At 66.9% G+C, this 1,987-nt stretch carries 2 protein-coding genes; both read left to right on the forward strand.

Going from position 1 to position 1,987, the window contains the following annotated elements; all coding sequences use genetic code 11:
• Nucleotides 1–48 precede the first annotated feature (48 nt).
• Nucleotides 49–501 (forward strand): SufE family protein, encoded by a 453-nt coding sequence (locus ABGA94_RS10535; protein WP_053499987.1) that lies wholly within the window; start codon nt 49–51, stop codon nt 499–501.
• On the forward strand, nt 498–1,745 hold the full coding sequence (locus tag ABGA94_RS10540; protein WP_005417718.1) for an MFS transporter: 1,248 nt from the start codon (nt 498–500) through the stop codon (nt 1,743–1,745). Before ABGA94_RS10535 ends, ABGA94_RS10540 begins: the two co-directional genes overlap by 4 nt.
• Nucleotides 1,746–1,987 lie beyond the last annotated feature (242 nt).

Below are 1,987 nucleotides of genomic sequence, written 5' to 3' on the forward strand. Positions count from 1 at the left end.
CTCCGCCGTGGCCGGTCCGCCGGCCACGCCCCCACCGTAGAGACTGTTGTGACCGACTCCCCGTTCCCGCTTGAATCCACCGCCGCCGAGGCCCAGACCGCCATCGCCGAGGAATTCGGCTTCTTCGGCGACTGGTCCGAGCGCTACCAGTACCTGATCGACCTCGGCCGCAAGCTGCCGGTCTTCCCGGAAGAATGGAAGACCGAAGAGCATCGCCTGCTCGGCTGCCAGTCGATGGTCTGGATCGTGCCGGAAGGCAACGCGCAGTCGCTGCGCTTCCATGCCATCAGTGATTCGGCCATCGTCTCCGGCCTGATCTTCCTGGCCCTGCGCGTGTACTCCGGGCGCTCGGCGCAGGAGATCCTGGCCACCGAACCGAGCTACATCCAGGACATCGGCCTGGCCCGCCACCTCTCGCCCACCCGCAGCAACGGCGTGGCGGCGATGCTGGCGTTCATCCGTGAGACGGCGCAGGCGCAGCTGCAGCGCGACCCGTCGTGAGCGAGCCCGCCACGGCCGAAGACAGTGCACTGGGCCTGCTGTCCCGGCCCGGTTTCGCCAGGCTGCTGGCCTACCGCATCTTTGCGATGCTGTCCTACCAGGTGGTCGCGGTCACTGTCGGCTGGCACATCTACGAAGTCACCCGCAATCCGTTCTCGCTGGGCCTGATCGGCCTGGCCGAGGTCGTGCCGTTCTTCTGCGTGGCTCCGTTCGCCGGTTACCTGGTGGATCACCTGCCGCGCCGTCGGCTGGGCATGGTCGCCTGTTGCGGGCTGATCGCCACTGCACTGGTATTGACCAGCGTGGCCATGGGCTGGTTGCCGATTGACGGCGTGTGGCCGATCTACGCGGCCATCGCGCTGACCGGCATGGTCCGCGCCTTCCTGTCGCCGATCTACAACGCCTTGTTCGCCCGCGTGCTGGCCCGTGACCAGTTTGCCCGTGGCGCCGGCCTGGGCGCGGTGGTGTTCCAGGCCGGCATGATCGCCGGCCCGGCATTGGGCGGCGTGCTGGTCGGCTTCGGTGGCAAGGGCCTGTCCTACGCGGTGGCTACGGCCTTTGCGCTGGTGGCGATGGCCTGCCTGGCCACGCTGAAGGTGGAAGAACCGGTGCATACCGGTCCGGCCGCCCCGATCTTCAAGAGCATCGCTGAAGGCGCGCGCTTCGTGGTCGGCAACCGGATCATGGTCGGCGCGATGGCGCTGGACATGTTCTCGGTGCTGCTGGGCGGCGTGGTGGCGATGCTGCCGGCGTTCCTGCACGAGATCCTGCACCACGGCCCGGAAGGCCTGGGCATCCTGCGCGCGATGCCGGCGCTGGGCTCGGTGTGCGTAGGCCTGTGGCTGGCGCGCCACCCGCTGCACCGCAATGCTGGCCGCGTGCTGCTGTTCGCGGTGGCCGGCTTCGGCCTGTGCGTGATCAGCTTCGGGTTGTCGCAGCACTTCTGGCTGTCGGCGTTGATCCTGCTGTTCTACGGCGCGTTCGATGGCGTCTCGGTGGTGATCCGCTCGACCATCCTGCAGTTGGCTACGCCGGAAGAGATGCGCGGTCGCGTATCGTCGATCAACGGCATCTTCATCAGTTCGTCCAATGAGCTGGGCGCGTTCTATGCCGGCACGATGGCGAAGCTGCTCGGCCTGGTGCCGGCGGTGGTGCTGGGCGGATTCGCGGTGCTGAGCGTGGCCGGGATCACCGCGTGGAAGAACCCAACGCTGCGGAAACTGAATCTTCGCGACCTGCAGTGACGCTGCTAACAGCGGATTCGGCGGCGCCGGGTGTTTGGCTGGGGCCGTTGCTCTCCCTCGATGATTGGGCTTGTCACTTTCTTTTCGCGAAAAGAAAGTAACCAAAGAAACGCTCCGCCATCCGCGAGCAAGGCCGAGCGCATCGATGATGCAGTTCTCGCCGACGACGCTGCGCGCACCCACTGAGACGAACGGGCCGATATGGGCGCTGGCCGCGACCTGGGCGCTGGGATCGATCACCG

It is taken from the genome of Stenotrophomonas sp. 3diitr2024 (genome assembly GCF_042136455.1).
Taxonomy (GTDB): domain Bacteria; phylum Pseudomonadota; class Gammaproteobacteria; order Xanthomonadales; family Xanthomonadaceae; genus Stenotrophomonas; species Stenotrophomonas sepilia.